Genomic DNA, 26,262 nt, shown 5'->3' on the forward strand with positions numbered 1-26,262 from the left:
TCAGATCTCGCCGGCGCGCTTGCGCAGGCGGATGGCGATGAAGATGAACACTGCGCCGGCGGCCGCACCGATCCACAGTTCCGGCATCGCCAGCGACTTCAGCTGCGAGGCCGGGGACATCAGGCTGACCACCGATTCAAGGTCGCGGCGCGAGCCTTCGTTGTCCCCGAGGCGGTACAGCAGGTCCATGCCCGGTACCGCGCCCAGCAGCAGGCGACCGACGATGTTCTGCCAGAACCAGCCCGTGCTCAGGCCGATCAGCGGCATGACCTTGGTGGTGCTGACGATGACGCCGGCGAACAGTGGCAGCATCACCGCCCACAGGAACGGCTTGGACCGGGCCCACGCCGAGCACAGCAGCAGCCAGCCGGCCGTGGGCAGGGCCCACAGCGCATAGACCGGGATCCAGGCGAGGTGACCGGCGGCCAGGGTCAGCGGGCTGGCGGGCCCCCAGATCAGGGTCATCGGGCTGCCTCCATGGCTCAGCGCAACGATGCTGATGACCAGCATGAAGCCGAACATGGTGATGATGCCGGCAACCACCGCGATCAGCGGGGCCACGACCACGGCGCTGATCAGCTTGGACAGGACCGTCTGCGCGTCCGACAGCGGCAGTGACTTCCAGAACAGGATGCTGCGGTCACGACGGTCGTCGTACAGCGCGCCCAGGCAGTAGAAGAACACCACGAACGCCAGCACCAGGAACGGCCACGCCGAACTCAGCACCAGGGTCAGGTCCAGGCCGTTGCCCAGATCGGCCAGGTCCTGGGCGCTGATGTCGCGGGTCAGCAGGGCCAGGTCCAGGCCATTGATGTTGACGTCCTCGCCATCGATATGCAGGCCGCCGTCGCGCGCCGCACGATGCAGTGCGAACAGGCCGAAGGCGATGCCGATGGTGCTCATCACCAGCGAGATCAGGCCGGCGATCAGCGGCGCATACAGGAAGCCGCCGCGGTTCTCCCAGTACTCGCGCTTGAGCAGCCAGCGCAGGGTACCCAACGGGCTGACGGGGTGGTTGGCGGCATTCATGCGTAGGTCCCCTTCATGATGGCGACGAACAGGTCGGCCAGGCCCGGGCTGCGGGTCTCGCCCAGGGTGGAAAGCTGGGTGCGCGGTACGCCGTCGAACAGCATTACGGTCTTGCCGAACGCCAGGCTGCGCTCATCGATCGGCTTGAGGGCGCGCGCGGTGTCCAGTTGGTCTGAATTGACCAGCAGTTCGGTGTAACGCTGGCCGACGTCGTCCATTTCCGCGTCGAGCACGATGCGGCCATCGCGGATGAACATCACGTCGCTGAGAATGTGCTCGATCTCCTCCACCTGGTGGGTGGTGACGATGATGGTCTTCTGCTCGTCGAAATAGTCTTCCAGCAGGCGCTGGTAGAACTCCTTGCGGTACAGGATGTCCAGGCCCAGGGTCGGCTCGTCCAGCACCAGGATGCGTGCATCGATGGCCATCACCAGCGCCAGGTGCAACTGCACGATCATGCCCTTGGACAGTTCGCGCACGCGCTGCTTCGGCTGCAGCTTGGTGTTGGCCAGGAAGCGCTCGCAGCGGGCGCGATCGAAGCGCGGGTGAACGCCGGCGACGAAGTCGATCGCCTCGCGCACCTTCAGCCAGCGCGGCAGCACCGCGACATCGGCGATGAAGCAGATGTCATTCATCAGGTCGTCGCGATGCTGCCGCGGGTCACGGCCGAGCACGCTCAGTTCTCCTTCCACCGCGGTCAGGCCGAGGATGGCCTTCAGTGCGGTGGTCTTGCCGGCACCATTGGGACCGATCAGGCCGACGATGCGCCCGCTGGGAATGCTGAAGCTGGCGTTGTCGAGGGCGACGGTGGTCTTGTAGGCCTTGCGCAGGCCTCGGGCGGTGATGACCGACTCACTTGCAGTGCTATTCATCAGACTTTCCCCTGGGGCAGCAATTCGTCGAGGCTCAGGCCCAGGCGCTGGATGCGCTCGAGGACCGCCGGCCATTCTTCATTGAGGAAGCGGTCGCGCTCGCTGCTGCGCAGCTGCGTGGCCGCCTGCTCGGTCATGAACATGCCCAGCCCGCGGCGCTTCTCGACCAGGCCTTCGTCGGCCAGTTCCTGGTAGGCGCGCGAAACGGTGATGGGGTTGAGTTGGTAGTCGGCGGCCACCTGGCGCACCGAAGGCAGGGCATCGCCCGGCTTGAGGATTCCGTCGAGCATCATGGCGATCACGCGCTCCTTCAACTGACGGTAGATGGGAGCGCCATCGCTCCACTGGATGTCGCTCATGTTCAGCTCCGTGGGGTCAGCGGCTGGGCGAACGAGAAATACGGCATGGACAGGGAGCTGTGCAGCCGACGCGGGGGGGAGGGGGAGGCAGTCCCTGCCGGCGGGATATCCGCGTCCTGTGCACCATCAGAGGAGGCCGGGGCGGGGTCGGTTGGCGCGGCCAACCAGGCCAGCACCAGCAGGGCCGAAACAGCGACGGCAGCGGGTGCGGTCAGGTTGCGACGGATCCGGGTATTCATGGCTTCCCCCTGCCTCAGGTGACTGGTGTTGTATTCAACTATAACACCGGCACGCTTCCGTGCAACCCCTTGCCGGCCCCAACTGATGGCAGGGGTGGTCAAATCGTTGAAATACTCCGATATCAGGTTGATTTAAAAGAAAAATAAATCTTCATTCCGGCGAATCCCGGCATGCGCTCCGTTCAGTATTGGCCATGCTATGTCATCACTGCCCCATTGCTGCGGCCGGCGCAGGCAGGCGCCACGCCATGCAAAGCCGCCAGCGCCTGCCGCAATGGGGTCGAGCAAGGGCCCGGTGCTATAGTTCGACCGATACCCCGCCGAACCTGGGCGGGCCCTGTGAATGGCGACTGCGGACTGCTGCCGATGCCCCTGCCCACTGTCATCCCGAGCCGCCTGCGCGGCCTGTCCCTGCTGGCCCTGCTGGTGGCCGGCCTGGCATGCGCCACCCAGGCGTGGGCCACCGACCTGCTCGACCTGGACTACCGCCCCTTGGCTGGCAAGCAGCGGGTCAACCTGCAGCAGCGTTATCGGGGCCAGGTGCTGCTGGTGGTCAATACTGCCAGCAAGTGCGGCTTTACCCCGCAGTGCGAAGGCCTGGAGGCGCTGCAGCGGCGCTATGCCAGGCAGGGTCTTACCGTGCTCGGCTTCCCGTCCAACGATTTCAAGGGGCAGGAACCGGGCGATGAGAAGCAGATCCAGGAGTTCTGCACGCTCACTTATGGTGTCAGGTTCCCGATGTTCGAGAAGGTGCACGTGGTCGGCGCCGAAGCCACCCCGCTGTATCAGCGGTTGACCGCAGCCACCGGCGTGGCGCCGGGCTGGAACTTCCACAAGTACCTGATCGGCCGCGACGGCAGGGTCATCGCCCAGTTCGCCAGCAAGGTGACGCCGGACGATCCGCAGTTGATCGCTGCCATCGACAGGGCGCTGGCCGCACCTGCCACGCATTGAGATCCGGCGCGGATGCCTCGACATCGACGGCATGCGTGCGACAATGTCTTTTTTCGCGCCGACGTCGGCGCCCAGACACTTCCAGGAATGCAGCGAATGAAGATGGGAATGCGCGGCGCCGCGGCGTCGGTTCTGATTCTGGCAATGGGCACTTCGGGTGTCGCTCTGTCGCAACAACCGGCTGCCCCTGCAGCCGCCAAGGAGACCGCAACCTTGAATTCCCCCAAGCAGAAGCTCGGCTACGCGATCGGCCTGGACGTGGCCAAGTCGTTCACCCCGATCGCCGATGAAATTGATGTGGCCGCCCTGCGCACCGCCGTGGAGCGTTCCTTCGAAGGCCTGCAGCCGCAGATCACCCAAGAGCAGGCGAAGGCCACCGACGCCGCCCTGCGCCAGGTCGTGATGGCCCGCAGCGGCCAGCAGGTGCCGGGCATGGCACCGGGCTCGCAGCCGCCGAAGGTCGACCGCGTGAAAGTGTCGCAGATGATCGGTTCCTATTCGGTGGGTCCGTCGCTGGCGCAGCTGAAGGACGACATCGACGTCGCCTCACTGTTTGACGCCATCAGCACCGGTCTGAGCAAGGGCCAGCCGAAGATGACGGAAGCCGACGCGACCGCCACCATCCAGTCCTTCATGGGCGCCAAGCAGGCTGAAATGCAGGCCAAGGCGGCCGCCGCCGCGCAGACCAACCGCGAGGAAGGCAATGCGTTCCTGGCCAAGAACAAGACCCAGCCGGGCGTGGTGACCACCGCATCGGGCCTGCAGTACCAGGTGATCCGCCCGGGCAGCGGCGAGCGTCCGCTGCCGACCAGCAAGGTGCGCGTGAACTACGAAGGCAAGCTGCTCAACGGCACCGTGTTCGACAGTTCCTACGGCCGCCAGCCGGCTGAGTTCGGCCTCGATCAGGTGATCAAGGGCTGGACCGAAGGCGTTGCGCTGATGCCGGTCGGTTCGAAGTACCGCTTCTGGATCCCGGGCGAGCTCGCCTATGGCGAGAACGGCACTCCGGGCGGCCCGATCGGCCCGAACGCGACCTTGACGTTCGACGTCGAGCTGCTGGGCGTCCTGCCGTAAGCAACCACGGAGCCTGCACGGACATGCGCGTTGCGATTTTCGGTACCGGTTACGTGGGTCTGGTGACCGGTACCTGCCTGGCCGATGTCGGTCATCAGGTGGTCTGCGTCGATATCGACCAGGCCAAGGTCGATGGCCTCAACCAGGGCATCATCCCGATCTACGAGCCGGGCCTGGAGCCGATGGTGAAGGCCAACCATGCCGCATCGCGGCTGGCGTTCACCACCGATGCCGCCGCCGCGATCGCGCATGGCCAGGTGGTGTTCATCGCCGTCGGCACGCCGCCGGACGAGGATGGCAGCGCCGACCTGCAGTACGTGCTGGCCGTGGCCCGCACCATCGGCCGGCACATGACCGTGCCGACCGTGGTGGTCAACAAGTCGACGGTGCCGGTCGGCACTGCCGACAGGGTGCGTGCCGCCATTGCTGAAGAACTGGCCGCGCGTCGCGTGGATATCGCCTTCGATGTGGTGTCCAATCCGGAATTCCTGAAGGAAGGCGACGCGGTGGCCGACTGCATGAGGCCGGATCGCATCATCATCGGTGCGACCAGCGGGGAGTCGGTGGCGGTGATGCGTCGCCTGTATGCACCGTTCAACCGCAACCACGACCGTGTGGTGGAGATGGACGTACGCTCGGCCGAGCTGACCAAGTACGCCGCGAACGCGATGCTGGCGACCAAGATTTCGTTCATGAACGAAATCGCCAATATCGCCGAACGGGTGGGGGCCGACGTCGAACAGGTCCGCCAGGGCATCGGTTCGGACCCCCGCATCGGCTGGCACTTCATCTACCCGGGCGCCGGCTATGGTGGCTCGTGCTTCCCCAAGGATGTGCAGGCATTGGCCCGCACTGCCCAGCAGCATGGCCTGGAGCCGAAGCTGTTGAACGCGGTGGAAGCGGTCAATGACGCCCAGAAGGGCCATCTGTTCACCCTCATCCAGCGTCATTACGACAAGGGTGAGGACGAAGGCGTGCGCGGCAAGACCTTCGCCGTGTGGGGCCTGGCCTTCAAGCCGAACACCGACGACATGCGTGAGGCCTCCAGCCGGCGCCTGCTGGCGCAGCTCTGGGAGGGCGGCGCGAAGGTGCGCGCCTACGACCCGGAGGCGATGCACGAATCGCAGCGCATTTTCGGCGAGCGCGACGACCTGGAGTTCTGCGGCAGTGCCGATGAAGCACTGCAGGGAGCCGACGCGCTGGTCGTGGTGACCGAGTGGAAGCAGTTCCGCAGCCCCGATTTCCAGAAGCTGCGCGAGCAGTTGAAGGATGCGGTGGTATTCGACGGCCGCAACCTGTACGAGCCGGCCGACGTGGAAGCCGCCGGGCTGGCCTACTACGGTATTGGCCGGGGGCGCTCGCTGCATGTCTGATCTGCCGACCGAACGCGAGCAGGCGCTGGAAGCGCGCCTGGTCGAGCTGGAAATGCGTGTCTCCTTCCAGGAACAGGCGCTGGCCGAACTGAGCGATGCGCTGGCCGATGCCCGCATGCAGGGCACGCGCAACGCCGACGTGCTGCGCGTGCTGCTGGAAGACCTGGGCAAGGTCCGCAATGCACTGAATTCTTCCGATCCGGCGAGCGAACCACCGCCGCCGCACTACTGATCCGATCTCTATGAGCGATACCCTCCGCGACCAGTTGCTGGGCCTGGGCTTCAAGCCCGCGCCCAAGCCCGAGCGCAAGAATGATGGCCCCCGCCGCGATGGCCGCCCGCAGGGCAAGGGCGGCAATGGCAATGGGAAGCCGCAGGGCGCTGGCAAGGGCGAGCACAAGCCCGGCGACCGTCGCGGGCATGGCCACGGCGGCCCGGGCAAGCCGGGACAGCCGCGTGGCCCGGGCCAGCAGGGCCCGCGCAAGCCGCGCAGCGCCGAAGAAATGGACCTGGCCAAGGCCTATGCGATCCGCGCGCAGCGCGAGAAGGAAGAGCGCATCGAGGCCGAGCGCCTGAAGCAGGAAGAAGCGCGGGTGCGCCGCGAGGCCAAGGCCAAGCTGGAAGAACTGCTGAAGGACAAGAGCCTGAATGCCGAGGCGGCCGATATTGCCCGTCACTTCCCGTACGGCGGCAAGATCAAGCGCATCTACGTGACCGCCGAACAGCTGACCTCGCTCAATGCGGGTGAACTGGGCGTGGTCCAGCTCAATGGCCGCTACCTGCTGGTGACGGCCGAAGTACTGGCGCAGGCCGAAGCCGTGTTTCCGGCATCGGTGGCGTTGAAGGTCGATCCGGATGCCCCGGCCGAGGAAGATCCCTATGCTGACCCGCAGTACCAGGTGCCGGACGACCTGGTCTGGTAACCAGGACTGCAGCATGATCGGAACGCCGGGCATTGCCCGGCGTTTTCGTTATCGCCTGCCGTTGGCGCCGTGACGGGCGCGGATCAGCGGCAGGCTGAGGGCGAAGAAGCACAGCAGTGCGCCGACCAGGGCGAAGCCGCTGCCGGCCAGGAACGCGGTGCGCCCGCCATCGATCTTCCACAGCTGGCCGGCGATGAGCGCGCCCAGCACGCCGCCGACACCGGACGAAAAGCCGTACAGCAGGCCCTGGCCGTGGCCATTGAGTCGGCCAGGGAAATAGGTGGCCAGCATCTGCATCGCCGCCGCGAAGAACGCCGCGAAGCCCAGCGCATGCGCGCTCTGCGCCACCAGCATCACCGGCAGATTCTGCGGGAACAGGGCGGTGAAGGCCCAGCGCAGGCAGGAGCTGACCAGCGCGATCAGCAGCATCCAACTGGCGTCATAGCGGCGGAAGAAGCGGCCGATGGTGAAGAATACGCCGACCTCGAATACCACGCCGACGGTCCACAACAGGCCGAGCGTGGAGGTCCGGTAGCCGTGGTGGTCCATGTAGACCGAGAAGAACGTGTAGTAGGGGCCGAATGAGAGCTGCTCCATGAACGCGGCCAGGAAGAACGCCAGCACGGCCGGCCGCCGCACGATCTGCCAGAATCCGCGCCCATCACCGCCGGCCTTGCCGATGTCGCGTGCGTAGTGGTTGCCGAAGGCCGACGCCACCATCAGGGCGAACAGCGGCAGCATCATCCATGGCAGCCGCCCGGCGCGGCTGGCGGTTCCGTTGCCCTCGATCAACCAGCCGAACAGGAGGACGACGGCGATGAAGCCGAGCGAACCCCAGACCCGGATCAGTCCATAGCGATGGCTGTCGTTGCCCAGGTGGGTAAGCGTGATCGATTCGAACTGCGGCATCACCGCGTTGTAGAAAAAGCAGAACACCACCATCGCCGGGTACATCCACGGCTGTGGCAATGGAAGCAGGAAGGCGGCAAAGCTGATCAGGGTCAGCACGCATCCGGCGCGCAGCAGGCGGATCGGCCGCGGCGAGGCGGCGGCCAATGCGGTCCAGGTGCTGGGCGCGACCACCCGGGTGGCGTACCACAGGCCCATCATCACGCTGATCGCGGTCACGCTCATGCCGCGCGCGGTCAGGAACAGGCTCCAGTATGGAGTGAACGCGCCGAGCGCCGCGTAATAGAACAGATAGAAGCTGGAGAGGCGGGCAACGGGAACGGTCATTGCGGAATGATGAGGCAAAAAAAGGGGACGGAGGGGATTAAGTCGTTAGAGGCACAAACGACTTAATCCCCTCCGTCCCCTTTTGTGTCATTCAGGGTCGTAGTCGAGGTTGGAGGCCAGCCAGCGCTCGGCCTGGGCGCGGTCAACGCCCTTGCGGCGGGCGTAGTCGCTGACCTGCTCGCGGCTGAGACGGCCAACCACGAAGTATTGGCTCTGCGGGTGGCTGAAGTAGTAACCCGACACGGCGGCGGTGGGCAGCATCGCGAAGCTCTCGGTCAGCTCCATGCCGGCATTCGCTTCGGCCTTCAGCAGGTCGAACAGGCGGCGCTTTTCGCTGTGTTCGGGGCAGGCCGGGTAACCGGGAGCCGGGCGGATGCCGCGGTACCGCTCGTCGATCAGGGCCTCGTTGTCCAGCGTCTCGGCGTGGTCGTAACCCCAGAACTCGGTGCGAACGCGCTGGTGCAGGCGTTCGGCCAGCGCTTCGGCGAAGCGATCGGCCAAGGCCTTCAGCAGGATCGCGTTGTAGTCGTCATGTGCTGCCTCGAAACGCGCTACGTGCGCATCGATGCCGATGCCGGCGGTGACCGCGAACGCGCCGATCCAGTCCTGCTTGCCGCTGCCGGCCGGTGCGATGAAATCGGCCAGGCAGAAGTCCGGGCGTTCGGCCGGCTTGTCTACCTGCTGGCGCAGGAAGTGCAGGGTGGCCTCGCCCTGCGGGTGCTGCACAAGCACGTCATCGCCGATGCTGTTGGCCGGCCACAGGCCGAACACCGCCTTGGCGGTCAACCATTTCTCGCCGACGATGCGCTCGAGCATCGCACGCGCGTCGCGGTACAGTTCGCTGGCCTGGGTGCCGACGATCTCGTCGGTGAGGATGGCCGGGAACCTGCCGGCCAGCTCCCAGGCCTGGAAGAACGGCGTCCAGTCGATGTAGTCGACCAGTTCGGCCAGCGGGTAGTCACCGAATACGTGCAGGCCCGGCTGGTTCGGTACCGGTGGCGTGTAACTGTCCCATCCACCCTGGAAACGCTGCGCGCGGGCGTGCTCCAGCGTGACCAGGCGCTTGGCGTCGCCGCGGTTGCGGTGGCGCGCACGTATCTCGGCATAGTCGGCTTCGTTGGCGGCGACGAATGCCTCGCGCAGGTCACGGGAAATCAGCGACTGGGCCACGCCGACTGCACGCGAAGCGTCCTTCACCCAGACCGTCGGCGCGTGGTAATACGGGTCGATCTTCAGCGCGGTATGCGCGCGCGAAGTGGTGGCGCCGCCGATCAGCAAGGGCAGGTCGAAGCCCTGGCGCTGCATTTCGCGGGCAACGTGGCTCATTTCCTCCAGTGATGGGGTGATCAGGCCGGACAGGCCGATCAGGTCGGCGTTGTGCTCGCGTGCGGCATCGAGGATCTTCTGTGCCGGCACCATCACGCCCAGATCGATCACCTCGAAGTTGTTGCACGCCAGGACCACGCCGACGATGTTCTTGCCGATGTCATGCACATCACCCTTCACCGTGGCCATGACGATACGGCCATTGCTCTTGGCGGTATCGCCGCTGCGTGCCTTCTCAGCTTCGATGAAGGGCAGCAGATAGGCCACCGCTTTCTTCATTACCCGCGCGGACTTCACCACCTGCGGCAGGAACATCTTGCCGGCGCCGAACAGGTCGCCGACGATGTTCATGCCATCCATCAGCGGGCCTTCGATCACGTCCAGCGGGCGGCTGGAGGCTTGCCGGGCCAGCTCGGTGTCTTCCTCGACCCAGGCGTCCAGTCCATGCACCAGCGCGTGCGCCAGGCGCTGTTCGACCGGCTTTTCGCGCCAGGCCAGGTCCTCGGTCTTCGCCGCGCCCTTCTTTCCCTTGTAGCGTTCAGCGATTTCCAGCAGGCGCTCGGTTGCATCGCGGCGGCGGTTGAGGATCACGTCCTCGACGCGCTCGCGCAGCTCCGGTTCCAGGTCGTCGTAGATCGGCATGGCGCCGGCGTTGACGATGCCCATGTCCATGCCGGCGGCGATGGCGTGGTACAGGAACACCGAGTGGATCGCCTGGCGCACGGTTTCATTGCCGCGGAACGAGAACGATACGTTGGAGACGCCGCCGGAGACGTGGCAATGCGGCAGCGTCTGCCTGATGATGCGGGTGGCCTCGATGAAATCCACCGCGTAGTTGTCATGCTCTTCGATACCGGTGGCGACGGCGAAGATGTTGGGGTCGAAGATGATGTCCTGCGGCGGGAAGCCGATCTCCTCGACCAGGATGCGGTAGGCACGGGTGCAGATTTCGACCTTTCGCGCGCAGGTGTCGGCCTGGCCTGCTTCGTCGAAGGCCATCACCACGGCGGCGGCGCCATAGCGCAGCACCTTGCGCGCATGCTCGCGGAACAATGCCTCGCCTTCCTTCAGCGAGATCGAATTGACCACGCTCTTGCCTTGCAGGCACTTCAGGCCGGCCTCGATCACGCTCCACTTGGACGAGTCGACCATCACCGGGATGCGGGCGATGTCCGGCTCGGACATGATCAGGTTGAGGTAGCGGGTCATCGCCGCTTCCGAATCGATCAGGCCCTCGTCCATGTTGACGTCGAGGATCTGTGCGCCGTTGGCCACCTGCTGGCGCGCGACGTCCACCGCTTCTTCGTAGCGGCCTTCCTTGATCAGCTTCCGGAACTGCGCGCTTCCCGTGACATTGGTGCGCTCGCCGACGTTGACGAACAGCAGGTCGGGCGTAATGACCAGAGGTTCCAGGCCGGACAGGCGGGTGGGGCGGGCGGGTGTCATGGCAGGCGGTGGCTCAACAGCAGGGCGGGCAGTGCGGGGTGGTAGCAGCAACATTCATGCGGCTTGCTCCTGCGTGCCTGGCAGGGCCCGCGGTGGCAGCCCTGCCACGGCCTGGGCGATGGCGCGGATGTGCTCGGGCGTGGAGCCGCAGCAGCCGCCGACCAGGTTCAGCAGGCCATCCTCGGCAAACCCGCGCAGCGTGGCGGCCATGTCCTCGGGCGTTTCATCGTATTCGCCGAAGGCGTTGGGCAGGCCGGCGTTGGGATGGGCGCTGACGTAGCAGTCAGCAACCCGGGACAGCGTCTCCACGTGCGGGCGCATCGCATCGGCGCCCAGGGCGCAGTTCAACCCGATCGACAGCGGGCGCGCGTGTGCCAGCGAGGCGTGGAAAGCCTCGGCGGTCTGGCCAGACAGGGTGCGCCCGGAGGCATCGGTGATGGTGCCGGAGATCATCACCGGCAGCCGTGCGCCGCGCGCATCGAACGCCTCTTCCAGCGCATACAGCGCGGCCTTCGCGTTGAGCGTGTCGAAGATGGTTTCGACCATGATGGTGTCTGCGCCGCCGTCGATCAGTCCCTCGATGGCCTCGCGATAGGTGTCGCGGAGCTCGTCGAAGCTGGTGTTGCGGAAGCCGGGATCGTTTACATCCGGGCTGATCGAGGCGGTGCGGCTGGTCGGGCCGATCACACCGATCACGAAACGCGGCTTGCCCGGCGAGGCTGCCGTCGCCGCGTCGCAGCAGGCGCGTGCGACCGCCGCGCCAGCCTTGTTCAACTCGTAGACCAGGTGTTCAAGATGGTAGTCGGCCTGGCTGACCGAGGTGGCGTTGAAGGTGTTGGTCTCGATCAGATCCGCGCCGGCCTCCAGGTAGGCGGTGTGAATGTCGGCGATGATCCTCGGCCGGGTCAGCAGCAACAGATCGTTGTTCCCCTTCAGGTCGTGACCTTCCGCCGTGGCATGGTTGCAGCCGGGGCCATGCGCATGGTCATAGCCTCCAGCGAAACGCTCGCCGCGGTAATCCTCTTCCTGCAGGCCATGGCGCTGGATCATGGTACCCATCGCACCATCGATGATCAGGATCCGCCTGCGCAGGGCGTCGAGCAGGGCGTTGGCACGATCAGGATGCAACCACGGCAGGTCGGGCATGGACGGTCTCGGTTTCAGGGCTTGTTGGCGATCAGCGAGATCACTTCGAAGTGCGGCGGGCGCTTCTCGCGGGTGACCGTCTCCAGGCTGGACACCTGCAGGCCGGCCTTGTCGACGAACCTGCGCAGTTCCTTGTCGCTGAAGCCAAGGTTGACGTGGCCATAAGCCTCCACCGCGGCCTTGTGCTCATGGCGGGCCAGGCTGCACAGCAGCAGGCGTCCACCCGGCCGCAGCACGCGCGCGGCTTCGGTTACCGCCTGCGCCGGCTTGCTCGCATAGGTGAGCGCGTGCATCAGCACCACCAGGTCGAAGCTGCGGTCCTTGAACGGCAGGGCATGCATGTCTCCCTCGCGCACTTCTACATTGGGCAGCCGCCGCAGGCGCTCGCTGGCAGCGGCAACCACGCGGGCGCTGGTGTCGATGCAGACGTAGCGCTTGGCATGCGGTGCAACCAGTTCAGCCAGTACGCCATCACCGGAGGCGATGTCGAGCACGTCGCCGGTCTCAAGCAGCGGCAGCGCGGTGCGCGCCAGGGCTTCCCAGGTGCGGCCCGGCGAATAATGGCGCTCCATGTCACCGGCCACGCTGTCGGCCCAGTTCTGGTCGGCGGCGCGGTGGGCCAGCACTGCGGCCACCCGCTCAGCGTCCTGCCGCAGCAGCGGGTCGTCGCTTCCATTGCTCAAGGCATGCCACAATGCGCGCTGCGCCGGGTCCAGCTGGGCCTCGTCGAAGCGGTAGTAGGCCGATACGCCGGCACGGCGGTCGCGGACCAGGCCGGCTTCCTTCAGGCGTGCCAGGTGGGTCGACACGCGCGGCTGCGCCAGCCGGGTGATCGCCGACAATTCGGCCACGGTCAGTTCCTCCTGCTCCAGCAGCGCCAGCAGGCGCACGCGGGTGGCATCGGCAAACACCTTCAGGCGGGTTGACCAGTCTTCCAGATCCATAGATATCTACCTATCGCGATATAGAGATATATTGGCTGAAGATGCGGGCCGCGGTCAAGTCGCTGGCGTACGGAAGCTCCCGGGCCCCGGTACAATCGAGGCACCTGGGCGCGCTGTGCGCGCCCCCTGTCATCTTGTGTACCCGGGAGGGGTGTTGTGGATTTCAGCTTTACCGAAGAGCAGTTGATGCTGCAGGACGTGGCGCGGCGCATCGCGCAGGAGAAGATCGCCCCGAGCGCGGAGCACCATGACCGCACCGGCGAGTTCCCGCTGGACAACATCCGCCTGCTGGGCGAGAACGGCCTGATGGGTATCGAGGTGCCGACCGAGTACGGCGGCGCGGGCATGGATCCGGTCGCGTACGTGCTGGCGATGGTGGAGGTCGCCGCCGCTGATGCGGCCCATTCGACCATCATGTCGGTCAACAACTCGTTGTTCTGTAACGGTATCCTGACCCACGGCAGCGAGCAGCAGAAGCAGAAGTACGTGCGTGCCATCGCCGAGGGCGAGGCGATCGGCGCGTTCGCGCTGACCGAGCCGCAGTCCGGGTCGGACGCTACGGCCATGCGCTGCCGCGCAGTGAAGCAGGCCGATGGCACTTTTGTCATCAGTGGCAAGAAGAGCTGGATCACCTCGGGCCCGGTGGCGAAGTACATCGTGCTGTTCGCAATGAGCGAGCCGGACAAGGGCGCGCGCGGCATCACCGCGTTCCTTATCGACACCGACAAGCCGGGCTTCGGCCGCGGCAAGACCGAGCCGAAGCTGGGTATCCGTGCCTCGGCCACCTGCGAGATCGAGTTCAACGACTACGTGGTCCAGCCCGAAGACGTGCTGGGCCAGGAAGGCGAGGGCTTCAAGATCGCCATGAGCGTGCTTGATGCCGGCCGCATCGGCATTGCCTCGCAGGCGATCGGCATCGCCCGTGCCGCCTATGAAGCGACGATTGAATACGTCAAGGAGCGCAAGGCATTCGGCGCGGCCATCGGTACCTTCCAGATGACCCAGGCCAAGATCGCTGACATGAAGTGCAAGCTGGATGCAGCGTTGCTGCTGACCCTGCGAGCGGCATGGGTGAAGGGGCAGGGCAAGCGCTTCAGCAATGAAGCGGCGATCGCCAAGCTGACCGCTTCGGAAGCGGCGATGTGGATCACCCACCAGGCCGTGCAGATCCATGGCGGCATGGGGTATTCCAAGGAAATGCCGCTGGAGCGCTACTTCCGCGATGCCAAGATCACCGAGATCTACGAGGGTACGTCGGAAATCCAGCGCCTGGTGATCGCCCGCAACGAGACCGGCCTGCGTTGAGCCCTAACGGCCGCGCCGCTGTGACAGCGGCGCGGCCGTGCTCGGGCGTGCCATACGTGGATGGCACGGTGCTGACCAGGCCTGGAGTGCGTTAGCGGGGCACCTGGCAATGAAGTTGTCGGCCATCCCACCTGCAGATGGGACCTGTCGGGGCCGATCCGGGATTGATCTCGATTCTTACGCCATACAGATGTGCGGTATCCACCCAGCTCTGATAGTCCCCGTCGTTGCTGAAATGATACGAGCCCGAATAGCCTTGGCCCGTATCGCTGTTTGACGCAGCGCCGTCCGGTATCCGGTTTCCTGCTGCGTCGACGCTCTCGCCCGCAACGTACTTTGCCCTGTCGACCGAGTCTGGAGAGATCACCAGCCTGGTTCGCGAGCCATCACGCCAGGTAATCACATAAGTAACGGTGTCCACGCCAAACAGTTTGCTAACCCAGCTCAGCACAGCAGAAGAGATCGTCGTGGCCAGGGAATTCCATGCGGGTTGCGACGTGTTGGCGCCGCTGAAGGCGCGTCCTATACCGAGTTCCAGTTGGGTGCGGTAGGTGGCCGACTGCACGACATCATAGGCATTGAGCCCTTTCAGTTCGGCTGGGAAGGTGATGCCATTGGCCATCTGCGGGTCATCAGGATGGACCGGAACAACAGTCCCACGGCCGAATGACTGTGGCACGAACTGCGTTCCTGACCCGATGCCGGCCTGTGGGAGTGCGAGAATGCGATTGAACGTCGCGGTCACTTCGGCCGGGACCGCTACGGGGACTGCGCGGTGTCTCCGCAGTTCACGGTCGTACTCTACTTCAAAGCCATTGAGCCTCTTTTGCTCCAGGTCGACCACCACGGTCAATCCCGTTCCTGATTGGAGGGCTGCCGAGCGTGGACTGGCGCAGTTGTTGCAGGGTACGACGCCGCCGGCATGCGCTGTTGCGTGAAGGCCGAGGCCGAGTGGCAGGAACACGCAGGCGGCGAGTAGACGCGCATTCGAAAGATGCAACATGAAATCTCCTCGATCAGTCCGTTGAAGGAATGCTCTGGATACCGGGCTGGGCTCAATGAAACAGCGATCTCGATCCCATCGCGGACGTCTCTGTTCTGATACGCAGATTTCTGTCGCAATTGACGCGGGCTTGGGCTGCAGTGCGCCATGCGGATGCTTCCAGACCTGCGCTCATAATCCGCAACGGCCTGCAGTGCCGAGTGAACGCGGCGAGCTCTTTGCGTTCATGTTCTAATGTGATGGGCAATTCTTCAGGACAGGCAGGATGATCTATCGCGGTTGGGGAATCCTGACACTGGTAACGCCGATTGCAGCGATCCTGCTGCTGGCTTACTTCTTCCCGCATGACGGGCCCAAGGGCAACATCCCGCTTCAACAAGTGCTGTTGGGTGCAGGCATCGGCGCAGCGGTGAACGTGCTGCTGGGCCTGTGGCTCAACCGCGCACCGCGGCAGAAGGGCGAAGTCGCGCCCCATCATTTCTTCTTCGTGCCGATGCAGTGGGCTGCGCTGGCTCTGCTGGCGGTATGCGTGGCGGTCGCGCTGCTGCGCTGAGGCGTTTCCCGCCGCCTGGAGAGCCTGGCCCACGCTCGGCTCCGGCAGAAGCAGCCGGGCATGGCTCGGCTCTACGGGAAGCAGAAAAAAAGGCCCCGGATTGCTCCGGGGCCTTTCTCGTATCAGCTTGCCGCTGGATCAACGATCCGGGCGGTGTGCGGCTTCAGCGTCGTGCTGGCGTTCCAGGAACTCCCTGGAGGGTTCATCGAGCTTGTCACCGAGCATGCGGCGCACGACCACGAAGAACACCGGGATCATCAGCAGGCCGAGCAGGGTGGCAAACAGCATGCCGCCGATCACGCCGGTACCGATCGCGTGACGGGAATTGGCGCCGGCGCCGGTGGAGATCGCCATCGGGATCACGCCCATGATGAACGCAAAGGAGGTCATCAGGATCGGGCGGAAGCGCAGGCGCGCCGCTTCGATGGTGGCGTCGCGCAGCGTCTTGCCCGTTGCCCGTTGCTCCACCGCGAACTCGACGATCAGGATCGCATTCTTCGCCGCCAGGCCGATCACGGTGATCAGGCCGATCTTGAAGAACAGATCGTTGGGCAGGCCGCGCAGCATCGACAGGCCGAGTGCGCCGAGCACGCCCAGTGGCACGACCAGCAGCACCGCCACCGGGATCGACCAGCTTTCATACAGCGCGGCCAGGCACAGGAACACCACCACGATGGACAGCACCAGCAGCAGCGTCGCGGCGTTGCCGGCCAGGATTTCCTGGTAGGACATGCCGGACCAGTCGTAGCCGAAGCCGGCTGGCAGGTCGTCGTTGACAATGCTCTCCATGGTCTGCATCGCTTCACCCGAGCTGGTGCCGGGCGCCTGCGAGCCGACGATGTTGATCGCCGAGTAACCGTTGTAGCGGCTCAGCGACGGTGGTGCCGACACCCATTCGGACTTGACCACCGTATCGAGCGGGATCATCGCGTTGGTGCCATCGGCGTTCTGGGTCAGGCTGGAAGGACTGTAGAAGCTCTTCAGCGACTCCTGGCCGGTGCGGTACGGACCATCGGCCTGCATGGTCACGCGCTTGATGCGGCCTTCGTAGAAGAAGTCGTTGACGTACACCGGAGCCAGCATCAGCTGGATGGTGCTGTACACGTCCGACACCGACATGCCCATCGACTGCGCCTGCACGCGGTCGACGTGCAGCTGCAGCTGCGGGGCGTTCTCCAGGCCGTTCGGTCGCACGCCGACCAGTGCTTCCGGCTTCTGCGCGGCCTGGCCGAGCAGGATGTTGCGCGCCTGGGTCAGCTGTTCGTAGCCGGCACCGCTGCGGTCCTGCAGCCACATGTCGAAGCCGCCGAACTGGCCGAGGCCCTGCACGGTGGGCAGGTTGACCACGAAGATCTGCGCTTCCTTGATCCCGTAGAACGCGCCGTTCATGTTCTGGATGAACTCCGGCGCGGTGAACTTGCGTTCCTCCCACGGCTTCAGGCGGATGAAGCCCATGCCCACGTTTTCGCCGGAGCCGACGAAGCTGAAGCCGGCCACCTGCAGCATGCCTTCGTAGCCATCCTGCTTCTCCAGGATGCCGCGCATCTGCGCGAACACCTGGTTGGTCTGGCCCTTGGTCGAGCCCGGCGGCAGCTGCACGATGGCCAGCGCATAGCCTTGGTCTTCCTCGGGCAGGAAGCTGCCCGGCATGCGGGTGAACAGGAACCCGCACAGCGCGGTCAGCACCACGAACAGGATCATCCAGCGCGGAGCATGGCGCACGGCGGCGCCGATGTGGCCCACATAGGTGTGGCTGATCTTGTCGTAGTACTTGTTGAAGGTGCGGTAGATGATGTTCGGGTTGTCGTTGTGCGTCGGCTTGAGGAAGGTCGCGCACAGCGCCGGAGTGAAGCCCAGGGCCAGGAACGCCGAGAACGCCATCGAGATGGCGATGGTCAGCGCGAACTGCTTGTAGATCTCACCGGCGGCACCGCCCTGCAGGGCGGACGGGATGAACACCGCCGCCAGCACGACCGTGATCGCCACCACCGCGCCGGTGATCTGGGTCATCGCCTTCTGCGTGGCCGGCTTCGGCGCCAGGCCTTCCTCGCTCATGATGCGTTCGACGTTCTCGATCACCACGATCGCGTCGTCGACCACGATGCCGATCGCCAGCACCATCGCGAACAGGGTCAGCTGGTTGATCGTGAAGCCGATCATCCACATGCCCAGGAAGGTGCCGAGCAGGGCGACCGGGATGACCAGGGTCGGGATCAGGGTGGCGCGGAAGTTCTGCAGGAAGATCAGCATCACCAGGAACACCAGCAACACGGCTTCGAACAGGGTCTTGACCACTTCCTGGATCGAGATCTTGACGAAGGTGGTGCTGTCGTACGGCGAGAACCAGGTTACGCCGGCCGGGAAGCTCGGCTGCAGTTCGTCCATCTTGGCGCGCACCGCCTCGGCCACGTTCAGGGCGTTGGCGCCCGGCAGCAGCTGGATGGCGAAGGCACCGGTCGGCTTGCCGTTGTACTGGGTGTCGAAACCGTAGTTGTTGGCACCGAAGGCAACGCGGGCGATGTCCTTCAGCAGCACCCGCGAGCCGTCAGCGTTGGCGCGCAGGATGATGTTCTCGAACTCCTGCGGCGAGCTGAAGCGGCCTTCGGCCGAGACCGTGGCGGTGAAGTGCTGGCCTTCCGGCGACGGGTCCGAGCCCAGCGCACCGGCGGCGAACTGCACGTTCTGCGCGCGCACCGCCGCCAATACCTGGCTGGCCGACAGGCCATAACCCTGCATTTTCTCCGGGTTGAGCCAGATGTTCATGGCGTACTCGGAACCGAACTGCTGGGTGCTGCCGACGCCGGGGATGCGCGACACCTGGTCGAGCACGCGCGATCCGACGATGTCGTTCAGCGCGTCACGGGTGATGGCCGGCGTGTCGGACTGCAATGCCACCACCATCAGGAAGCCGGCGTTGGCCTTGGCCACCACCACGCCCTGCTGGGTCACCTCCGAAGGCAGGCGTGGCGTGGCCAGCGAGACCTTGTTCTGCACCTGCACCTGGGCGATGTCCGGATCGGTGCCGGTCTCGAAGGTCAGCGTGATCTGCGCGCGGCCGTTGGAGGACGACGAGGAGCTGAAGTACAGCAGGTGATCGATACCGGTCAGCTGCTGCTCGATCACCTGGGTGACCGACTTCTCGGTGGTGTCTGCACTGGCGCCCGGGTAGGTGGCCGAGACAGTCACCTGCGGCGGAGCGATGTTGGGGTAGGACTCCACGCCCAGGTTGAGGATCGCGATCACGCCGCTGAGCGAGATCAGGATCGCAACCACCCAGGCGAAGACTGGATGTTCGATGAAAAATTTAGGCATGACGGAAGGTTCCCGTTACTGCTTGTTCGAATCGGTGGCGGCCGGCTTGGCCGCATCGGCCTGCGCGGGCTTGGCGGCGTCGGCCGGTGCCTTGCCCGCAGCCGGGGCGGCACCGCCTGCGGCCGGCTTGCCGCTGGCGTCCTGGCCCGGCGTCCATGGCTTGGCCACCGCCGGTGCACCTTCCTTGACCTTCTGCACGCCAGCCACGATCACCTTGTCACCGGCAGCCAGGCCGTCGCTGACCAGCCAGTTGCCGTTCTGCGCGCCATCGGTTTTCACGTTCTTGCGCACGACCTTGCCGTCGGCGCCGACCACCATCACGTAGCCGCCGGTGGTGTCGCGCAGCAGGGCCTGCTGCGGCACCAGGTAGGCATTGTTGCGCTCGCCCAGGTTGGCCTGGAAGCTCACGAAGGCGCCCGGCAGCAGGATCTGCTGCGGGTTCGGCAGCAGCGCGCGCAGCGACACCGCGCCGGTGGCCGGGTCGACCGTGGTCGAGGAGAAGTCCAGCGTGCCGGGCTCGCTGTAGGTGCTGCCATCGGCCAGCTTCACTGCCACCGTGGCCTTGCCATCGCCGGACAGCGCCAGCGCGCCCCGGGCCTGCTGCGCGCGCAGCTGGGTCAGCTCGTCCACGCTCAGCGAGAAGTTCACATACAGCGGGTCGAGCTGGTCGACCGTGGTCAGCAGGGTCACATCGCCCTGGCCCACCAGTGCCCCCTCGGTGACCTGCTGCTTGTTGGCCACGCCGCTGATGGGGGCGGTCACTTCGGTGTAGCCCAGGTTGATCCGCGAGGAAGTCACCGCCGCTTCGGCCTGCTTGACCGCAGCCAGCGCGGTGCGTTCGGCCGATTCGGCATTGTCCAGGTCGGACCGGGAGACGAACTGCTGCGGGGCCAGCGAACGCGCACGGTCGGCGGCGACCTTGGCGTTGGCGTAGGTCGCGCGGGCCGAGGCCAGCTGCGCTTCGGAGGCGTTGAGCGAGGCGCGCAGTGGCGCCGGGTCGATCAGGAACAGGGCCTGGCCCTGCTTGACCTGGGAGCCTTCCTGGTAGACCCGCTTGAGCAGCACGCCCGGCACGCGCGCACGCACGTCGGCGCTGCGGTAGGGCGACAGGCGGCCAACCAGCTCGCGCTGCAGGGGCAGCGTCTGCGGCTTGGCCTCGATCACGCCCACCTCCGGCGGCGGGGGCATCTGCTGTTCCGGCTTCTTGCAGGCAGCCAGCGCGACAGCAACGGCGCACGTCAAGGCAAGGGTGCGGAGTGGGGCGGTCATCAGGAGGAACTCCGGGGTTGGTTTGTAGACGGGGCCGGCGACGGCGGTGGCGCGAAGGCGCGCAGGAAGCTGTCGACGGAGAACTCTGCCCAGCGTCGACGCAAGAGCGCGTCATCACGATGGGGGGTATGGAAACGCTGTTTGTCGAAATCCTGACCGGCGATCATGCTCAGCAGCAGCTCGGCCATGAAGTGCGGGTCGTCATGCCTGAGCTGGCCGCGCATGCAAACGGTTTCAATCCATTCAGCAAGATGAAGCGTCAGCGCGCCGGCACCATGCCGGTACAGCGTACGGGCCTCTTCCGGGAACTGTGCCGCTTCGGCGGCGATCATGCGGCAGGCCTGGCCCACGTGCGGTTGATTGAAATGCTCCAGGAAGTCCACGGCGAACTGGAGCAGGCTGGCACGCAGGTCGTCACCGCGGAGTGCACGCAGCATGGCACCGGTGGCGTGGCCGACGTGGCGCTGCATCACCCGCCGCAGCAGTTCCTGCTTGCTGCCGTAGCGCGAATACAGGGTCTGCTTGGAGCAGCCAGCCTGCTGGGCCACGGCGTCCATGCTCATCTGCATGCCCTGCCGGGCCAGCAGTTCGCGCACGGCATCGAACACACGCTCATCGCGTGCGTCGAGGGCGACGGGGAGGTAGGCCGGGTTCACGCGGTGGACTATACCGTCCAGTTCAGGATTGTGGAATGGAACCGGCGTCGCCGCGTGTGTCTTTCCGTAACACGCTTTGCCGATCCTGTCGGCAGCGTTGCGGCAGGCGCCGGGACCGTACCGGCCCGAACTGAATAGGCGTCTAAACCGCAGCAAACCCGGATCTGCATATTCCGTCCTGCAGCAAGGCCTTTTCGTGCGGTAGGGCTACAATTTCATTTTCCCAACTGAGCAAGCGCATCGCTCTGCCATGAAACCGCAAAAAACCGCAGCCAAGACCGTGAAAAACAAGACCAAACCAGCAGAAGCGGAGGTCGCAGTGACCGCTGGTTTCTCCCTGGAGCCGGTGTACACGGCCTTGCGCAAGCGTTACCCCGCGGCCGCACAGGCCGAAGCAGTGGCGTTCGCCACTGACTTCTACAAGCGCATGGAGTCGGACGAGTTCCCGCACCACAGCGCTGAAGAGTGGGCCGCTCTCGCGGCTGAGACGCTGGAATTCGCCCGTGCCCGCAAGGCCGGCAAGGCCAACGTCCGCGTGTTCAATCCGACCGCGAAGGCCAACGGTTGGGAATCGCCGCACACCGTGCTGCAGATCGTCAACGACGACATGCCGTTCCTCGTCGATACCGTCACCATGTCCCTGGCCGAACAGGGCGTGGGCGTCCACGTGCTGGGTCACCCGGTGCTGCGCTTCACCCGTGACAAGGCTGGCAAGCTGGTCAAGGTCGGCGAGGGTGATGCCGAGTCCGTGATGCTGCTGGAGATCGACCGCCAGCCGGCCGAAGCCATGGCCGCCATCGAGCAGGCGATCGGCAGGGCGCTGGAGGAAGTGCGTGCGATCGTGCGCGACTGGCAGCCGATGAAGGACAAGGCGCTGGCGCTGGCCGACGACCTGGGCAGCCGCCAGCTGCCGGTCGACGATGCCTCGCGCAGGGAAGCGCAGGAATTCCTGCGCTGGGCCGCCGACAACCATTTCACCTTCTTCGGCTACCGCGAATACCGCGTCGAGAAGCAGGGCAAGGAAGAAGTGCTGGCGCCCCTGAACGACACCGGCCTGGGCCTGATGCGCGGCAAGGACAAGTCCGCCGCCCGTCCGGTCAAGACCCTGGCCGCGCAGGGCCTGAACGCCACGTCCGGGCTGAAGGATGCGCTGATCCTGACCAAGACCAACGCACGTTCGCGCGTGCACCGCGCCGGCTACATGGACTACATCGGCGTGCTGGCGTTCGACGCCAAGGGCAGGATCATCGGCGAACAGCGCTTCCTCGGCCTGTTCACCTCCAGCGCGTACAACCGCCGCCCGTGGGAAATCCCGCTGGTGCGCCAGCGCCATGAATATGTAATGAAGCAGTCCGGCCTGGCGCCGGCCAGCCACAGTGGCAAGGCCCTGCGCCACATCCTGGAAACCCTGCCGCGCGAAGAGCTGTTCCAGTCCAGCGAGGACGAGCTGTTCCGCACCGCGATGGGCGTGCTGGGCCTGCAGGAACGCGTGCGCAGCCGCCTGTTCCTGCGCCGCGACAAGTACAGCCGTTTCATCTCCGCACTGGTCTACCTGCCGCGCGAACGCTTCAACACCGACGTTCGCCTGCGCATCGAAGCGATGCTGAAGGACGCGCTGCATGGCGAGTACGTCGACAGCTCGGTGGTGCTGGGCGAATCGCCGCTGGCCCAGGTGCACCTGATCGTGCGCCCGAAGCCGGGCGAAATGCTCGACGTCGATACCGCCGAACTGGAGCAGAAGCTGGCCCAGGTGCTGCGCAACTGGCAGGACGACCTGCGCGAAGCGCTGGTGGCCCGCCACGGCGAGACCGAAGGCCTGCGCATCGCCGCCCGCATCGGCAAGGCGCTTCCGGCCGGCTACATCGAAGACAACAGCACCGCGGTTGCCGCCAACGATGTCAGCCAGCTTGATGCCCTGACCGGCCCGGATGACCTGCGCCTGAGCCTGCAGGCGGTCCCGCGCGAGGGCGGCGATGGCCTGCGCCTGAAGCTCTACCGCCAGCTGGACGACATTCCACTGTCGGATGCGCTGCCGATGATGGAAAACATGGGCCTGCGCGTGATCGCCGAGCGTCCGTACCGCCTGTCGGTCGACAACGCCCCGGTCTACGTGCAGGACTTCGAGGTCGAGTCGACCGCCGGTGCGATCGATGCGACCAGCGTCGATGAAGCCTTCGGCGAGACCTTTGCCCGCGTCTGGCACGGCGATGCCGAGAACGACGGCTTCAACCGGCTGGTGCTGGCCGCCGGCCTGCACTGGCGCCAGGTCGCCATGCTGCGCGGCTACTGCAAGTACCTGCTGCAGACCGGCGTGCCGTTCTCGCAGGCCTACGTGGAGGGCACGTTTGCCCGCTACCCGCTGCTGGCCCGCCTGCTGGTGGAGCTGTTCGAAGCCCGCTTCGATCCGGCCACCGGCCACGAGAGCAAGGACGACATCGCCGCCGGCCAGGCCCAGCTGAAGGCCCACTTCGATGTGCTGGCGGCTGGCGACGACGCCACCCTGAAGGTGCTCAAGACCGTGGTTGATGCCCGCAAGGGTGACCGCGATGCGCAGATGCAGGCCGCGCGCGATGCGCTGCTGAAGCTGATGGACCGCGTATCGAGCCTGGACGAGGACCGCATCCTGCGTTCCTTCATGGGCGTGATCGATGCGACCCTGCGTACCAGCTACTACCAGACCGATGCCAATGGCCAGCACGGCCATGTCATCAGCTTCAAGTTCGATTCGGCGCGGGTGCCGGACCTGCCGAAGCCGCGCCCGTACCGCGAAATCTTCGTCTACGGCCCGCGCGTGGAAGGTACCCACCTGCGCTTCGGCGCGGTCGCTCGTGGTGGCCTGCGCTGGTCGGACCGCCGTGAAGACTTCCGAACCGAAGTGCTGGGCCTGGTCAAGGCGCAGATGGTCAAGAACACGGTCATCGTGCCGGTCGGCGCAAAGGGTGGCTTCTTCGCCAAGACCCCGCCGGTGAACGGCGACCGCGACGCGATCTTCGCCAACGGCGTGGCCTGCTACAAGCTGTTCATCCAGGGCCTGCTGGACATCACCGACAACATCGTCAACAACAAGATCGTGCCGCCGGTGGATGTCGTGCGCCACGACATGGACGATCCGTACCTGGTGGTGGCGGCCGACAAGGGCACCGCGACCTTCTCCGACATCGCCAACGGCCTGGCCATCGCGCACGGCTTCTGGATGGGCGATGCGTTCGCCTCCGGTGGCTCGGTCGGTTACGACCACAAGGGCATGGGCATCACCGCGCGTGGTGCGTGGGAGTCGGTCAAGCGGCACTTCCGTGCGCTGGGCCGTGACAGCCAGAGCCAGGACTTCACTGCGGTCGGCGTCGGCGACATGTCCGGCGACGTGTTCGGCAACGGCATGCTGCTGTCGCGCCACATCCGACTGGTCGCTGCGTTCGACCACCGCCACATCTTCCTGGACCCGAACCCGGATGCCGCCACGTCGTTCGTCGAACGCGAGCGGCTGTTCACCCTGCCGCGCTCGAGCTGGGCGGACTACGACAGCAAGCTGATCAGCAAGGGCGGTGGCGTGTACCCGCGCAGCCTGAAGTCGATCGAGATCACCCCGCAGGTGCGTGAAGCGCTGGGCCTGGACGAGAACGTCAAGGCACTGTCGCCGAACGACCTGATGAGCGCGATCCTGAAGGCACCGGTGGACCTGCTGTGGAACGGCGGCATCGGTACCTACGTCAAGGCCGCCAGCGAGCAGCACAGCGATGTCGGCGACCGCGCCAACAACGCGCTGCGCGTGAATGGTGGCGAGCTGCGCTGCAAGGTGGTGGGCGAGGGTGGCAACCTGGGCATGACCCAGCTGGGCCGCATCGAGGCCGCCCAGGCCGGCGTGCTGCTCAACACCGACTTCATCGACAACTCGGCCGGTGTCGACACCTCCGACCATGAAGTCAACATCAAGATCCTGCTCAACGACGTGGTGCGGGCCAAGAAGCTGACCGTCGAGCAGCGCAACAAGCTGCTGGCCTCGATGACTGATGAAGTCGCCGAGCTGGTGCTCAACGACAACTACCGCCAGAACCAGGCGCTGAGCCTGATGGAACGGATGGCGGTCAAGCGCCTGGGCTCCAAGCAGCATTTCATCCGTACCCTGGAGCAGCAGGGCCTGCTGGATCGCCAGATCGAGTTCCTGCCGTCTGACGCCGAGCTGTCCCAGCGCAAGGCGCGCGGCCAGGGCCTGACCCGTCCGGAGCTGTCGGTGCTGCTGTCCTACTCCAAGCTGGTGGCGTTCAACCAGCTGCTGGATTCGGACATCCCGGAAGATCCGTACCTGTCCAAGGAACTGCAGCGCTACTTCCCGACCCCGCTGCAGAAGAAGTACGCCGACGCGATGGAGCGCCACCGCCTGAAGCGCGAGATCATCGCCACGGCCGTGACCAACCAGACCATCAACCGCATGGGCGCCACCTTCCTGATGCGCATGCAGGAAGACACCGGCCGTTCCATCGCCGAGGTCGCCAAGGCGTACACCATCAGCCGCGAAACGCTGGATGCACGCGCGCTGTGGGCGCAGATCGACGCCCTCGACGGCAAGGTGCCGGAGTCGGTGCAGATCGACGCGCTTGAAGTGATCTGGAAGCTGCAGCGCTCGTTCGTGCGCTGGCTGCTGTCGCGCCCCGGCGCGATGCCCGGCATCACCGAAGCGGTCAACCGCTACCAGGGGCCGTTCAACGACATCCGCGTTGCTTCCGGCGTGCTGCCGAATTCGCAGCGTCCGACCTACGAAGCCCTGGTGGCCGAATGGAAGGAAAAGGGCCTGCCGTCCGCCCTGGCGCAGCAGCTGGCCGAGCTGCACTTCCTGGAGCCGGCGTTCGACATCATCGAACTGGCGCGCACCCGGAAGCTGAAGCCGGTGGACGTTTCCAAGGTCCACTTCCGCCTGGGCGACGCCCTGCAGCTGCCGTGGCTGTTCGAGCAGGTCGACGCGCTGGAGGTCAATGGCCGCTGGCATGCGGTGGCACGTGGCGTGCTGCGTGATGAGCTGGCGGCCAACCACCGCAACCTGGCCGGCCAGGTGCTGGCCACCAAGGGAGGCAGTGCCGAAGCCAAGGTGGCCGCATGGATGGGCCGCGACGACAACAGCCTGCGCTTCACCCTGGCGATGCTGGCCGAACTGGCCGAGCAGAAGACGCTGGACTACCCGACCGTTTCGGTCGCGGTCCAGCGCCTGGGCCAGCTCGCTGCCCACGGCGCGTAAGTGAAATAGTGCCGGG

At 65.6% G+C, this 26,262-nt stretch carries 20 protein-coding genes; 8 read left to right on the forward strand and 12 right to left on the reverse strand.

The window, feature by feature from the left end:
- From A9K58_RS01345 to A9K58_RS18890, 4 genes are read right to left on the reverse strand one after another with little or no spacing between them, the layout of a single operon-like run.
- Window positions 1-1,029 carry an ABC-2 transporter permease gene (locus A9K58_RS01345; RefSeq protein WP_065197616.1) on the reverse strand — a complete coding sequence of 343 codons (1,029 nt, stop codon included), beginning with the start codon at window positions 1,027-1,029 and terminating at the stop codon, window positions 1-3.
- The gene (locus tag A9K58_RS01350) at window positions 1,026-1,901 is read right to left on the reverse strand and encodes an ABC transporter ATP-binding protein (RefSeq protein WP_065197617.1); all 876 of its coding nucleotides are present in this window, start codon (window positions 1,899-1,901) and stop codon (window positions 1,026-1,028) included. The genes A9K58_RS01345 and A9K58_RS01350 overlap by 4 nt, the downstream gene beginning before the upstream one ends.
- A complete protein-coding gene (locus tag A9K58_RS01355; protein ID WP_006453095.1) occupies window positions 1,901-2,260 on the reverse strand; it encodes a GntR family transcriptional regulator in 360 nt (119 codons plus the stop codon). Before A9K58_RS01355 ends, A9K58_RS01350 begins: the two co-directional genes overlap by 1 nt.
- A gap of 2 nt (window positions 2,261-2,262) precedes the next feature.
- Window positions 2,263-2,499: a hypothetical protein gene (locus tag A9K58_RS18890; protein WP_081283948.1), complete on the reverse strand. Its 237-nt coding sequence runs from the start codon at window positions 2,497-2,499 to the stop codon at window positions 2,263-2,265.
- 366 nt (window positions 2,500-2,865) lie between these two features.
- On the opposite strand from A9K58_RS18890, the gene A9K58_RS01360 reads away from it, so the two are divergent.
- From A9K58_RS01360 to A9K58_RS01380, 5 genes are all read left to right on the forward strand, one after another.
- Window positions 2,866-3,453, forward strand: coding sequence for a glutathione peroxidase (locus tag A9K58_RS01360; protein WP_065197801.1), 588 nt, complete (start codon window positions 2,866-2,868; stop codon window positions 3,451-3,453).
- Between the two features lie 96 nt (window positions 3,454-3,549).
- On the forward strand, window positions 3,550-4,527 hold the full coding sequence (locus A9K58_RS01365) for an FKBP-type peptidyl-prolyl cis-trans isomerase N-terminal domain-containing protein (protein ID WP_065197618.1): 978 nt from the start codon (window positions 3,550-3,552) through the stop codon (window positions 4,525-4,527).
- A gap of 23 nt (window positions 4,528-4,550) precedes the next feature.
- The gene (locus A9K58_RS01370; protein ID WP_065197619.1) at window positions 4,551-5,900 is read left to right on the forward strand and encodes a UDP-glucose dehydrogenase family protein; all 1,350 of its coding nucleotides are present in this window, start codon (window positions 4,551-4,553) and stop codon (window positions 5,898-5,900) included.
- Entirely contained in the window at window positions 5,893-6,132 is a 240-nt protein-coding gene (locus A9K58_RS01375; protein WP_065197620.1) for a SlyX family protein, read from the forward strand. Before A9K58_RS01370 ends, A9K58_RS01375 begins: the two co-directional genes overlap by 8 nt.
- Window positions 6,133-6,142: 10 nt before the next feature.
- On the forward strand, window positions 6,143-6,823 hold the full coding sequence (locus A9K58_RS01380) for a DUF2058 domain-containing protein (RefSeq protein WP_065197621.1): 681 nt from the start codon (window positions 6,143-6,145) through the stop codon (window positions 6,821-6,823).
- A 48-nt stretch (window positions 6,824-6,871) separates the two neighbouring features.
- Here A9K58_RS01380 and A9K58_RS01385 read toward each other — a convergent pair whose 3' ends face one another.
- From A9K58_RS01385 to A9K58_RS01400, 4 genes are all read right to left on the reverse strand, one after another.
- A complete protein-coding gene (locus A9K58_RS01385) occupies window positions 6,872-8,059 on the reverse strand; it encodes an MFS transporter (protein ID WP_065197622.1) in 1,188 nt (395 codons plus the stop codon).
- An 87-nt stretch (window positions 8,060-8,146) separates the two neighbouring features.
- Window positions 8,147-10,831, reverse strand: coding sequence for a methionine synthase (gene metH, locus A9K58_RS01390; RefSeq protein ID WP_065197623.1), 2,685 nt, complete (start codon window positions 10,829-10,831; stop codon window positions 8,147-8,149).
- A gap of 54 nt (window positions 10,832-10,885) precedes the next feature.
- Complete coding sequence (locus A9K58_RS19650; RefSeq protein WP_065197624.1) at window positions 10,886-11,977, reverse strand: homocysteine S-methyltransferase family protein; 1,092 nt, start codon at window positions 11,975-11,977, stop codon at window positions 10,886-10,888.
- A gap of 14 nt (window positions 11,978-11,991) precedes the next feature.
- On the reverse strand, window positions 11,992-12,921 hold the full coding sequence (locus A9K58_RS01400) for an ArsR/SmtB family transcription factor (RefSeq protein WP_065197625.1): 930 nt from the start codon (window positions 12,919-12,921) through the stop codon (window positions 11,992-11,994).
- Window positions 12,922-13,077: 156 nt separating this feature from the next.
- Here A9K58_RS01400 and A9K58_RS01405 point away from each other — a divergent pair, with 156 nt between their 5' ends.
- Complete coding sequence (locus A9K58_RS01405; protein WP_065197626.1) at window positions 13,078-14,226, forward strand: acyl-CoA dehydrogenase family protein; 1,149 nt, start codon at window positions 13,078-13,080, stop codon at window positions 14,224-14,226.
- Window positions 14,227-14,317: 91 nt separating this feature from the next.
- Here A9K58_RS01405 and A9K58_RS01410 read toward each other — a convergent pair whose 3' ends face one another.
- Window positions 14,318-15,229, reverse strand: a complete 912-nt coding sequence (locus tag A9K58_RS01410) for a hypothetical protein (RefSeq protein WP_065197627.1) — start codon at window positions 15,227-15,229, stop codon at window positions 14,318-14,320.
- A 265-nt stretch (window positions 15,230-15,494) separates the two neighbouring features.
- Here A9K58_RS01410 and A9K58_RS01415 point away from each other — a divergent pair, with 265 nt between their 5' ends.
- Entirely contained in the window at window positions 15,495-15,782 is a 288-nt protein-coding gene (locus tag A9K58_RS01415; protein WP_065197628.1) for a hypothetical protein, read from the forward strand.
- 138 nt (window positions 15,783-15,920) lie between these two features.
- Here A9K58_RS01415 and A9K58_RS01420 read toward each other — a convergent pair whose 3' ends face one another.
- The 3 genes from A9K58_RS01420 to A9K58_RS01430 are packed head-to-tail and all read right to left on the reverse strand — an operon-like array spanning window position 15,921 to window position 21,019.
- A complete protein-coding gene (locus A9K58_RS01420; RefSeq protein ID WP_065197629.1) occupies window positions 15,921-19,094 on the reverse strand; it encodes a multidrug efflux RND transporter permease subunit in 3,174 nt (1,057 codons plus the stop codon).
- A 15-nt stretch (window positions 19,095-19,109) separates the two neighbouring features.
- Window positions 19,110-20,363: an efflux RND transporter periplasmic adaptor subunit gene (locus A9K58_RS01425; RefSeq protein WP_065197630.1), complete on the reverse strand. Its 1,254-nt coding sequence runs from the start codon at window positions 20,361-20,363 to the stop codon at window positions 19,110-19,112.
- On the reverse strand, window positions 20,363-21,019 hold the full coding sequence (locus tag A9K58_RS01430) for a TetR/AcrR family transcriptional regulator (RefSeq protein ID WP_065197631.1): 657 nt from the start codon (window positions 21,017-21,019) through the stop codon (window positions 20,363-20,365). Before A9K58_RS01430 ends, A9K58_RS01425 begins: the two co-directional genes overlap by 1 nt.
- Before the next feature lie 250 nt (window positions 21,020-21,269).
- On the opposite strand from A9K58_RS01430, the gene A9K58_RS01435 reads away from it, so the two are divergent.
- Window positions 21,270-26,246 carry an NAD-glutamate dehydrogenase gene (locus tag A9K58_RS01435; RefSeq protein ID WP_065197632.1) on the forward strand — a complete coding sequence of 1,659 codons (4,977 nt, stop codon included), beginning with the start codon at window positions 21,270-21,272 and terminating at the stop codon, window positions 26,244-26,246.
- Window positions 26,247-26,262: the final 16 nt, after the last annotated feature.

This window comes from Stenotrophomonas maltophilia (genome assembly GCF_001676385.1).
GTDB lineage: Bacteria > Pseudomonadota > Gammaproteobacteria > Xanthomonadales > Xanthomonadaceae > Stenotrophomonas > Stenotrophomonas maltophilia_J.

Coding starts and splice junctions, on each gene's coding strand:
- A9K58_RS01370 (WP_065197619.1), top strand. CDS start 4,551: ATGCGCGTTGCGATTTTCGGTACCGGTTACGTGGGTCTGGTGACCGGT.
- A9K58_RS01415 (WP_065197628.1), top strand. CDS start 15,495: ATGATCTATCGCGGTTGGGGAATCCTGACACTGGTAACGCCGATTGCA.
- A9K58_RS01435 (WP_065197632.1), top strand. CDS start 21,270: ATGAAACCGCAAAAAACCGCAGCCAAGACCGTGAAAAACAAGACCAAA.
- A9K58_RS01410 (WP_065197627.1), bottom strand. CDS start 15,229: ATGTTGCATCTTTCGAATGCGCGTCTACTCGCCGCCTGCGTGTTCCTG.
- metH (WP_065197623.1), bottom strand. CDS start 10,831: ATGACACCCGCCCGCCCCACCCGCCTGTCCGGCCTGGAACCTCTGGTC.
- A9K58_RS01385 (WP_065197622.1), bottom strand. CDS start 8,059: ATGACCGTTCCCGTTGCCCGCCTCTCCAGCTTCTATCTGTTCTATTAC.
- A9K58_RS01350 (WP_065197617.1), bottom strand. CDS start 1,901: ATGAATAGCACTGCAAGTGAGTCGGTCATCACCGCCCGAGGCCTGCGC.
- A9K58_RS01380 (WP_065197621.1), top strand. CDS start 6,143: ATGAGCGATACCCTCCGCGACCAGTTGCTGGGCCTGGGCTTCAAGCCC.
- A9K58_RS01355 (WP_006453095.1), bottom strand. CDS start 2,260: ATGAGCGACATCCAGTGGAGCGATGGCGCTCCCATCTACCGTCAGTTG.
- A9K58_RS01400 (WP_065197625.1), bottom strand. CDS start 12,921: ATGGATCTGGAAGACTGGTCAACCCGCCTGAAGGTGTTTGCCGATGCC.
- A9K58_RS01425 (WP_065197630.1), bottom strand. CDS start 20,363: ATGACCGCCCCACTCCGCACCCTTGCCTTGACGTGCGCCGTTGCTGTC.
- A9K58_RS01360 (WP_065197801.1), top strand. CDS start 2,866: ATGCCCCTGCCCACTGTCATCCCGAGCCGCCTGCGCGGCCTGTCCCTG.
- A9K58_RS18890 (WP_081283948.1), bottom strand. CDS start 2,499: ATGAATACCCGGATCCGTCGCAACCTGACCGCACCCGCTGCCGTCGCT.
- A9K58_RS01345 (WP_065197616.1), bottom strand. CDS start 1,029: ATGAATGCCGCCAACCACCCCGTCAGCCCGTTGGGTACCCTGCGCTGG.
- A9K58_RS01420 (WP_065197629.1), bottom strand. CDS start 19,094: ATGCCTAAATTTTTCATCGAACATCCAGTCTTCGCCTGGGTGGTTGCG.
- A9K58_RS01365 (WP_065197618.1), top strand. CDS start 3,550: ATGAAGATGGGAATGCGCGGCGCCGCGGCGTCGGTTCTGATTCTGGCA.
- A9K58_RS01375 (WP_065197620.1), top strand. CDS start 5,893: ATGTCTGATCTGCCGACCGAACGCGAGCAGGCGCTGGAAGCGCGCCTG.
- A9K58_RS19650 (WP_065197624.1), bottom strand. CDS start 11,977: ATGCCCGACCTGCCGTGGTTGCATCCTGATCGTGCCAACGCCCTGCTC.